Source organism: Mycobacterium sp. TH-M106 (assembly GCF_057473765.1).
The window spans coordinates 1-8940 of sequence record NZ_JBYCLE010000105.1; the positions used below are offsets into that span (position 1 = coordinate 1).

10 protein-coding genes and 1 pseudogene are annotated in these 8940 nt (G+C 70.2%); 10 read left to right on the forward strand and 1 reads right to left on the reverse strand.

Features of this window, described 5'->3' with window-relative positions; translation table 11 throughout:
• From AC2VOP_RS03490 to ligA, 8 genes and pseudogenes are all read left to right on the forward strand, one after another.
• A pseudogene (locus AC2VOP_RS03490) lies at positions 1–424 on the forward strand (phosphohistidine phosphatase); the annotation flags it as partial.
• Positions 421–1272, forward strand: a complete 852-nt coding sequence (locus tag AC2VOP_RS03495; RefSeq protein ID WP_486959680.1) for a lysophospholipid acyltransferase family protein — start codon at positions 421–423, stop codon at positions 1270–1272. The pseudogene AC2VOP_RS03490 and the gene AC2VOP_RS03495, both read left to right, overlap by 4 nt.
• Before the next feature lie 49 nt (positions 1273–1321).
• On the forward strand, positions 1322–2515 hold the full coding sequence (locus AC2VOP_RS03500) for a cysteine desulfurase family protein (protein WP_486959681.1): 1194 nt from the start codon (positions 1322–1324) through the stop codon (positions 2513–2515).
• Positions 2512–3591: a tRNA 2-thiouridine(34) synthase MnmA gene (gene mnmA / locus AC2VOP_RS03505; RefSeq protein WP_486959682.1), complete on the forward strand. Its 1080-nt coding sequence runs from the start codon at positions 2512–2514 to the stop codon at positions 3589–3591. The genes AC2VOP_RS03500 and mnmA overlap by 4 nt, the downstream gene beginning before the upstream one ends.
• Positions 3592–3652: 61 nt before the next feature.
• Positions 3653–3928, forward strand: coding sequence for a type II toxin-antitoxin system Phd/YefM family antitoxin (locus tag AC2VOP_RS03510; protein WP_486959683.1), 276 nt, complete (start codon positions 3653–3655; stop codon positions 3926–3928).
• On the forward strand, positions 3925–4209 hold the full coding sequence (locus tag AC2VOP_RS03515; RefSeq protein WP_486959684.1) for a type II toxin-antitoxin system RelE family toxin: 285 nt from the start codon (positions 3925–3927) through the stop codon (positions 4207–4209). Before AC2VOP_RS03510 ends, AC2VOP_RS03515 begins: the two co-directional genes overlap by 4 nt.
• An 82-nt stretch (positions 4210–4291) precedes the next feature.
• Positions 4292–5326 carry a uroporphyrinogen decarboxylase/cobalamine-independent methonine synthase family protein gene (locus AC2VOP_RS03520; protein ID WP_486959685.1) on the forward strand — a complete coding sequence of 345 codons (1035 nt, stop codon included), beginning with the start codon at positions 4292–4294 and terminating at the stop codon, positions 5324–5326.
• A gap of 35 nt (positions 5327–5361) precedes the next feature.
• A complete protein-coding gene (ligA, locus tag AC2VOP_RS03525) occupies positions 5362–7446 on the forward strand; it encodes an NAD-dependent DNA ligase LigA (protein ID WP_486959686.1) in 2085 nt (694 codons plus the stop codon).
• Between the two features lies 1 nt (position 7447).
• Here the strand turns inward: ligA and AC2VOP_RS03530 are convergent, their stop codons facing one another.
• Positions 7448–8107 carry an ACT domain-containing protein gene (locus AC2VOP_RS03530; protein ID WP_486959687.1) on the reverse strand — a complete coding sequence of 220 codons (660 nt, stop codon included), beginning with the start codon at positions 8105–8107 and terminating at the stop codon, positions 7448–7450.
• Positions 8108–8204: 97 nt separating this feature from the next.
• Between AC2VOP_RS03530 and gatC the strand changes: the two genes are divergently transcribed.
• Positions 8205–8516 carry an Asp-tRNA(Asn)/Glu-tRNA(Gln) amidotransferase subunit GatC gene (gene gatC, locus AC2VOP_RS03535; protein ID WP_486959688.1) on the forward strand — a complete coding sequence of 104 codons (312 nt, stop codon included), beginning with the start codon at positions 8205–8207 and terminating at the stop codon, positions 8514–8516.
• Positions 8513–8940, forward strand: a 428-nt coding sequence (locus AC2VOP_RS03540; RefSeq protein ID WP_486959689.1) for an amidase family protein, incomplete at its 3' end; no start/stop codon positions are given. The genes gatC and AC2VOP_RS03540, both read left to right, overlap by 4 nt.

Genomic DNA, 8940 nt, shown 5'->3' on the forward strand with positions numbered 1-8940 from the left:
GGTGCTGCTGATGTGGGCCGGCATCCTGGCCTACGCGGACCGGTACGGATACGACTTCGTCTCCGGTTGCGTCTCGGTCCCGGTCCACGGCCAGGGACCGCCCGGCAGCCAGATCCGCGGTGTCCGCGACCTCGTCCGGCGCCGCCACGCATCGCCCTATCGGTTGACACCGCACAAGCCCGTGGTACTCGACGGCCGCGGCCTCGACGAGATCGCGCCACCGGCCCGTCCGGCGATTCCGCCGCTGCTGCGCGGCTATCTGCGGCTCGGTGCGCGGATCTGTGGCGAACCGGCCCACGACCCGGAGTTCGGCGTGGGGGACTTCCCGGCGCTGCTGGCCAAACGCGACGCAGACGCCCGCTACCTACGGCGGCTGCGGTCGGTGGCGGCGGCGGCCGATGCGGCAGATGCGCCGGCTCGATGAGCCGGTACGACAGTCCGTGGCTGCCCCGGCCGTCGTGCACCACCGGCTGCCTGCGAGGCCCGGTAGAGCGGTCGTCGCCGCTGGTGGTGGCGGTGCGGATCGTGCTGGCGGTGCTGCTGGTGGTGCTGGCCCTGCCGCTGCTGGTGGTACCGGTTCCGGGCAGATCCCGGGTGCATCGCGGCTGCTGCCGGCTGGCGCTGCGCTGTTTCGGGGTCCGGGTCGCCGTGTCCGGCGGTCCGATTCGCAACCTGCGCGGTGTGCTGGTGGTCAGCGGGCACGTCTCCTGGCTGGACGTGCTCGCCATCGGTACGGTGCTGCCCGGATCGTTCGTGGCACGCGCAGACCTGATCAACTGGCCGGGAGTCGGTGTGCTGGTCCGCATAATGCGGGTGATCCCGATCGACCGGGACAGTCTGCGCCGGCTGCCCGGTGTGGTCGACGCCGTCGCGGGCCGGCTGCGGGCCGGTGGCACCGTGGTGGCGTTCCCGGAGGGCACCACCTGGTGCGGTGACGATGCCGACCGGGGAGCCGAGCCATCGCACTCGGGACATGGGCGGTTCTATCCGGCGATGTTCCAGGCCGCCGTCGACGCCGCGCGGCCGGTGCAGCCGCTCCGGCTGACCTATCACCGAGCTGACGGCGCGCCCTCGACCGCGCCGGCCTTCGTCGGCGACGACACACTGCTGGCCTCGATGCGCCGACTGGTCACCGCGCGGCGCGTCGTGGTGCAGGTGCACGTCGCCTCACTGCAGCTGCCGGGCGCCGACCGGCGCGACCTGGCCGGACGCTGCGAAGCCGTCGTGCGCGGCCGAGCCGGGGCAACCCCGCAGGTTGGTGCTGTCGCCTGACGGGCGTCGGGCCAGGTCGGCGTTGCTGGACGGCTATCCTGGGCGGGTCATGGTCTATCTGGATCACGCTGCCACCACCCCGATGTACCCGCAGGCCATCGAGGCGATGGCAGCCGCGTTGGGCGCGGTCGGTAATGCCTCCTCGCTGCACACCGCCGGCCGGGCGGCACGGCGCCGGATGGAGGAGTCCCGCGAGACCGTCGCCGCCGCGCTGGGTGCGCGCCCGTCGGAGGTGGTCTTCACCAGCGGCGGCACCGAGAGCGACAACCTGGCCGTCAAGGGCATCTACTGGGCTCGCCGCGACGCCGACCCACGCCGTCGGCGCATTGTCACCACCGCCGTGGAGCACCACGCCGTCCTGGATGCGGTGACTTGGCTTGTCGAACACGAAGGCGCCGAGGTGACCTGGCTGCCCACCGCTGCGGACGGTTCGGTATCGCCGGCAGGGCTGCGCGACGCGCTACAGGGTGCCGATGATGTCGCGCTGGTGTCGGTGATGTGGGCCAACAACGAGGTCGGCACCGTCATGCCGGTTGCCGAACTCGCGGCGGCGGCTGCCGAGTTCGGTGTGCCGCTGCATAGCGACGCGGTTCAGGCGGTAGGACAGCTGCCGGTCGATTTCACTGCCAGCGGCGTTTCGGCGATGAGTGTCACCGCACATAAGTTCGGTGGCCCACCCGGAATCGGCGCGCTGCTGCTGCGCCGCGACGTGAGCTGCGTGCCGCTGACCCACGGGGGCGGCCAGGAACGCGACGTCCGTTCCGGCACACCGGATGTCGCTGCAGCGGTGGGCATGGCGACCGCGGCGCGGATCGCGGTGGACTCGTTGGACGCAAACAGCGAGCGGTTGCGCAGCCTGCGCGACCGGCTCATCGACGGCATCCTTACCGATATCGACGGCAGCTTCCTCAACGGACCTTGGGGCCCCTTCGACCGCTTGCCCGGCAACGCCCACTTCACGTTCGCCGGCTGCGAGGGTGATTCCTTGCTGATGTTGTGCGACGCCAACGGGATCGAGTGCTCGACCGGCTCGGCCTGCACCGCCGGGGTGGCCCGGCCGTCGCATGTCCTGATCGCGATGGGCGCCGACCCGGCCACTGCCCGCGGTTCGCTGCGACTGTCGTTGGGCCACACCAGCGTCGATGCCGACGTGGAGGCGGCGCTGCAGGTGCTGCCCGGCGCGGTGAGCCGAGCCCGCCAGGCGGCACTGGCCGCGGCGGGGGTGTCCGGGGTTTCCCGGTGAGGGTGCTCGCGGCGATGAGCGGCGGGGTGGACTCGTCGGTGGCGGCAGCACGCATGGTCGACGCTGGCCACGACGTGGTCGGTGTGCATCTGGCGCTGTCGCAGACACCCGGCACGCTGCGCACCGGTTCGCGGGGCTGCTGCTCGAAGGAGGACGCCGGCGACGCCCGGCGGGTCGCCGACGTACTCGGGATACCGTTCTATGTGTGGGATTTCGCCGACAGATTCAAAGAAGACGTGATCGACGACTTCGTGGACTCCTACGCGCGCGGCGAGACCCCTAACCCGTGTGTGCGCTGCAACGAGCGGATCAAGTTCTCCGCGCTGGCGGCCCGGGCACTGGCTTTGGGGTTCGACCTGGTGGCCACCGGTCACTACGCGCGGCTCTCACAGGGCCGGCTGCGTCGGGCGGTAGACGCCGACAAGGACCAGTCCTATGTGCTGGCGGTGCTCACCGCAGAGCAGCTGCGGCGCGCCGCGTTCCCAGTCGGCGACACCCCCAAGCCGCAGATCCGCGCGGAAGCGGCCGAACGCAGGCTGGCGGTCGCCGACAAGCCGGACAGCCACGACATCTGCTTCATCCCGGCCGGCGACACCCGGGCATTTCTCGGTGCCCGGATCGGGGTGCGCCCCGGAGCTGTCGTCGACACCGCCGGTGCCGTGCTGGCCGCCCACGACGGGGTGCACGGCTTCACCGTCGGCCAGCGCAAGGGGCTGGGCATCGCCGGGCCCGGCCCGGACGGCCAGCCTCGGTATGTGACCGGGATCGACGCCGCGACCGGCACCGTGCGGGTCGGCTCCGCCGCCGACCTGGCGGTGCGGGAGCTGAGCGGACGCGACCCCGTCTTCACCTCGGGAACTGCCTTTTCCGGCCCGATCGAGTGCCTGGTTCAGGTGCGCGCGCACGGCGAGGCCGTCGACGCGGCCGCCGAGCTGACCGGGGAGCAGCTCCGGGTGCGGCTGCGCGCGCCGCTGCGCGGCGTGGCATGTGGCCAGACCCTGGTGTGCTACCGCCCGGATGCTTCCGAGGGCGACGAGGTGATCGCCAGCGCCACTATCGCCGGCACGTCGGACTGACCTTCTGCCCTGCCACGAAGTTATGGCTACAACTATGGCCGGAATACGGCTATAGTTTTGTATGCGATCCGTACCGCTTGGCGAGGCCAAAGACAAGCTCTCCGCACTTGTCGATGACGCCGAAACGACACACGACATCATCACGATCACCAAGCATGGTCGACCGGCCGCTGTACTCATGTCTGCCGACGATCTGGAATCGTTGCAGGAAACGGTTTATTGGCTCTCCCAGCCCGGGGTACTCTCCGACGTCGCGCAAGCGGAACGGGAGTACCCGGAGGGTTCGACAACCAGTGGCGACAGACTCCGCGAACAGTTCGGGCTGCCGCCACGGTGACGGCGCACGAAGGTGCGTACCGCATCGAGATGGGCGGGCCCGCGCGGCGCGATCTCGAGCGTCTCCCGCATAAGATCGCAGCTGCCGTCGTTGAGTTCGTCACCGGTGCCCTTGCCGACAACCCGTACCGATTGAGCAAGCCGCTGCACGCCGAACTCGCCGCCTACCGCAGCGCCCGGCGCGGCGATTACCGAATTTTGCTCCGCATCGACGACGACAACCAGACCGTCCTTGTCGCCGCTGTCAAGCATCGCGCCCACATCTACCGGAGCAGACCTTGACCCGGCTGGTGAGCAGCGTTGTCGGCGCGGCAATGAAGCCCCGTCGTTGGGTGGATACCCGTCGGTCCAATACGGTTGCCGGGTGAGTGTTTTCGCCCCAGTTTTCGCTACAGCGACCGGCATCGGCTCATGGCCGGGTACCTCCGCACGACAGGCCGCCGAGGTGGTCGTCGGCGAGCTGGGCGGTGCCATGGCCCACATCGCCGAGCTGCCCGCCCGGGGGGTGGGCGCCGACCTGATCGGCCGCGCCGGCGCACTGCTTATCGACGTGGCGCTCGACACCAGCCCGCGCGGCTACCGGCTGACGGCGCGTCCCGGCGCGGTGACCCGCCGCGCGGTCAGCCTGCTCGGCGAGGATGTCGACGCCCTCGAAGAAGCCTGGGAGAAGGCCGGCCTGCGTGGTCGTGCTGATGGTGGCCATCCGGTGAAGGTTCAGGCACCCGGGCCGCTGACCCTGGCCGCCGAGGTGGAGCTCGCCAACGGGCACCGGGCGATCACCGACCCCGGCGCGACGCGCGATCTGGCCGCGTCGCTGGCCGAAGGTGTCGCCGCACACCGCGCAGCGGTCGCACGTCGGCTCGACACCCCGGCGGTGGTGCAGTTCGACGAGCCGTCGCTGGCCGCTGCGGTGACCGGAGAACTGACCGGAGTAACCGGCATAACGCCGGTAGCTGCGGTCGACGAGGCAGTTGCCGCGGGGCTGCTCGACCTTTGCGTTGCCGCGGCGGGCGTGGACGTGCTGGTGCGCAGCGACGCAGCCGGACTGCCGTGGGAGTTGTTGCAGCGCACCGGTGTTGCCGGGGTGTCGGTGGATGCGAGCACGCTTGCGGCCCCCGACTACGACGGGATCGCCGAGTTCATCGACGCGGGCCGGACTGTGATGCTGGGTGTCGTTCCCGCGAGCGCGCCAGAGCGTCGTCCGTCGGTCGAGCAGCTCGCCGCGGTGGCGGCCGGCGTCACCGACCGGTTGGGGTTTCCCCGCGCCGTGCTGACCGAGCGGATCGGCATCACCCCGGTCCGCGGCCTGGCCGGTGCGACGCCGGAGTGGGCGCGCAGCGCTCTCGGCTTGGCCCGGCGGGCAGCCGAGGTGCTGGCCGCCGCCCCGGATGTCATCTGAGCTCGGCGTCGGCCTGGACGGATAACCTGTGCAACGTGAGCTCACCCCTGGTTGATTCGGTAGCACCCGAGGTGCGCCGACAATGGCAAGAACTCGCCGACGAGGTGCGCGAGCACCAGTTCCGCTACTACGTCAAGGACGCGCCGATCATCTCCGACGGCGAGTTCGACGAGCTGTTCAACCGGCTGGTCGCCCTGGAGGAAGCCCACCCTGAGCTGCGCGCGCCGGACTCGCCCACTCAGCTGGTCGGCGGCACCGGCTTCGCCACCGACTTCACCCCGGCCGAACATCTGCAGCAGATGCTCTCCCTGGACGACGTCTTCTCGCACGACGAGCTGCTGGCCTGGGCGGCGCGGGTCGGCAACGAGGTCGGCGCGGACATCGACTACCTGTGCGAGCTCAAGATCGACGGGCTGGCGCTGGGCCTGCTCTACCGCGACGGGCGGTTGGTCCGCGCATCCACCCGCGGCGACGGCCGCACCGGCGAGGACGTCACACTCAATGCCCGCACCATCGCCGACATCCCCGAACGACTGCATGCCAGCGATGATTTTCCGGTTCCCGCGGTGTTGGAGGTGCGCGGCGAGGTGTTCTTCCGGTTGGCCGACTTCGAGGTGCTCAACGCCGCGCTGGTCGCCGACGGCAAGGCTCCGTTCGCCAACCCGCGCAACAGCGCCGCCGGTTCGCTGCGGCAGAAGAACCCCGCGATCAGCGCCCGGCGGCCGCTGCGCATGATCTGCCACGGCCTCGGCTACACCGAGGGATTCAGCCCGGCCACTCTGCACGAGTTCTACACCGCGCTGAAGGCCTGGGGGCTTCCGGTGTCCACGCACACATCCCGGGTGAATGGCATCGCCGCGGTGACCGAGAAGATCACCTACTGGGGGGAGCATCGCCACGACGCCGAATGTGAAATCGACGGCGTGGTGGTCAAGATCGACGAGCTGTCCCTACAGCGCCGGCTCGGCGCCACCTCGCGGGCTCCGCGCTGGGCGGTGGCCTACAAGTACCCGCCGCAGGAGGCGCAGACCAAGCTGCTCGACATCCGGGTCAACGTCGGGCGCACCGGTCGGGTCACCCCGTTCGCGCTGATGACCCCGGTGAAGATCGCCGGGTCGACGGTGGGGCTGGCCACCTTGCACAACGCCGCCGAGGTCAAGCGCAAGGGCGTGCTGATCGGCGACACCGTGGTGATCCGCAAGGCCGGCGACGTCATCCCGGAGGTGCTGGGACCGGTCGTCGACCTGCGCGACGGCACCGAACGCGCATTCGTCATGCCCACCCACTGTCCGGAGTGCGGCAGCGTACTGGCCCCGGAGAAGGAGGGCGACGCCGACATCCGTTGCCCCAACGCACGATACTGCCCGGCACAGCTGCGGGAGCGGGTGTTTCACGTCGCCGGCCGCGGCGCGCTAGACATCGATGTCCTGGGCTACGAGGCAGCGACCGCACTGCTGGAGGCCGGTGTGATCGCCGACGAGGGCGACCTGTTCACCCTCACCGAGGACGACCTGCTGCGCACCGCTTTGTTCACTACCAAAAACGGTGCGCTGTCGGCCAACGGCAAGCGGCTGCTGGCCGGCCTGGACAAGGCCAAGGCGCAACCCTTGTGGCGGGTGTTGGTGGCGCTGTCCATCCGGCACGTCGGGCCGACCGCTGCCCGCGCGCTGGCAGCAGAGTTCGGCAGCCTGGACGCGATCATGTCGGCGTCCACCGAGCGATTGGCCGCGGTCGAGGGTGTCGGCCCGACAATCGCCGCCGCGGTCACCGAGTGGTTCAGTATCGACTGGCATCGCGCGATCGTCGACAAGTGGCGCGCCGCCGGGCTGCGGATGGCCGACGAACGCGACGATAGCGTGGCGCGCACCCTGGAAGGGCTGTCCATCGTGGTCACCGGCTCGCTGACCGGCTTCTCCCGCGACGACGCCAAGCAGGCCATCATCGTCCGCGGAGGCAAGGCGGCCGGCTCGGTGTCGAAAAAGACCGCCTATGTGGTCGTCGGTGATTCACCCGGATCGAAATACGACAAGGCCGTCGAGCTGGGCGTGCCGATCCTCGACGAGGACGGATTTCGGCGGTTGCTGGCCGAAGGGCCGTCGAATAGTTCAGTCGGGCAGTAGGTCAGTGCAGCAGCGTCGCCACGATTCCGGTCAGATAACCCAGCCGCGCCACCTCTGACGGCCGAAACGCCGGCCCTCCCGGCCGGCCCAGCATCACCGCGGTCTGCGCGCCGCCCAACGGCGCAGCTGTCAGGGTGGTTTCCATCTCCCGCCACACCTGCGGCACCCAGTCGGCGGTGCCGTCCAAGGCGGCGGCCTGCTCGATCGGCATCCAGGGGACCGCATCCGGCCGGGTCTCCGGCGCGCCCGGGCTGCCGACGAGCAACCGAAGCCCCCGCGGCGAACTGCGCAGCACCGCACACCAGCCCACTCGCAGCACCCGGGGCGCTTCGTCGGCCAGCACCTGCAGCTTGGCCGCCGTGTCGCCGGCCGCGGCGATGTGGTCGATGAGCTCCAGTTCGCGGTGTGCTTCCAGCAGCCCGGTGTGCGGGCGGACGCTATCCACCCGGATGCCGTTGAGCGCTTCGGCTGCGGTGATCAACGTGTCCGGCATCGCCCCGGCGGGCAGGTCGACCACCAGATCGTCGACCGCATACCCGGGCCCGCGCTCGACCACGTCCAGCGAGAGGATGTCCGCACCCACCCAACCGAGCGCCACTGCCAGCGAGCCGAGGCTGCCCGGGCGGTCGGCCAGCTGAACCCGCAGCAGATACGAAGGCATGGGCAACACTGTTGCACAGCCGCCTGGCTGGGCCCGATTGCCCGGCTGCCCAGCGGGCCGTTCCGCAAGTGTCGTCGCCGGGCTAGGCTGTGCGGTCGTGTCCCAGATCTCCCGTGACGAGGTGGCCCACCTGGCCCGGTTGGCAAGGCTGGCGTTGACCGATGCGGAACTCGACCATTTCGCCGGTCAGCTCGACGCGATTCTGGCTCACGTCAGCGTGATCCAGGCCGTCGACGTCAGCGGTGTGGAAGCGACCGATAACCCGCTCAAGGACGTCTTCGCAAATCAAGAAGTCACTCGCCCGGACGAAATCGTGGCGGGCCTGACCCAGCAGCAGGCGCTGGCCGCGGCCCCCCGATCCGCCGACAACCGCTTCGCCGTCCCGCAGATTCTCGGGGAGAGTCAGTGAGCGAGCTGATACGTGCCGCCGCGGCGACGCTGGCCGGCAGGATCGCCGCTCGGGAGGTGTCCTCGGTCGAAGTCACCCGGGCGTGCCTGGACCAGATCGCGGCCACTGACGACTGCTACGGCGCGTTTTTGCATGTGGCGGCTGGCGAAGCGCTAGCCGCTGCCGCCGCCGTCGACGCGGCGCTGAGTGCCGGCGAGGCACCGCCGTCGCCGCTGGCCGGGGTGCCGCTGGCGCTCAAGGACGTGTTCACCACCGCCGACGCGCCCACCACCTGCGGCTCCAAGATTCTGCAGGGCTGGCGCCCGCCTTATGACGCCACGGTGACGGAGCGGCTGCGCGCGGCCGGGATCCCGATCCTGGGCAAGACCAACATGGACGAGTTCGCGATGGGCTCGTCGACGGAGAACTCCGCCTACCAGGTGAC